This is a genomic window from Acinetobacter sp. 12966, from assembly GCF_031196995.1.
In the GTDB taxonomy this organism is placed as follows: domain Bacteria; phylum Pseudomonadota; class Gammaproteobacteria; order Pseudomonadales; family Moraxellaceae; genus Acinetobacter; species Acinetobacter geminorum.
In genome coordinates, this window is sequence record NZ_JAVIMC010000123.1 from 1 (window position 1) to 223 (window position 223).

A 223-nucleotide genomic window follows, 5' to 3' on the forward strand; every position below is an offset into this window, starting at 1 on the left:
ATCGACCTTACTTCCTTTATATGCACTACCTGAAATGATAGCTCCATCTATATTGTTGAAAGTTAGTGAATCTAGGGTTGGTGAATTCGGAGTATGATCCACATTATAATTTTGGGTATGTGTGATAATGGCTGTATTGCCAGCTTGATCAGTAAGACTAATATCAATTGATATATTGGTTTGCGGCTCTACTGACCAAAGAAACTCTGCTGGAATTTCGGTA

1 protein-coding gene is annotated in these 223 nt (G+C 37.2%); it reads right to left on the bottom strand.

Annotation, left to right across the window (positions count from 1 at the left end; genetic code table 11):
* On the bottom strand, positions 1–223 hold a 223-nt coding region (locus RFW85_RS16775), incomplete at both ends, for a hypothetical protein (protein ID WP_309171720.1).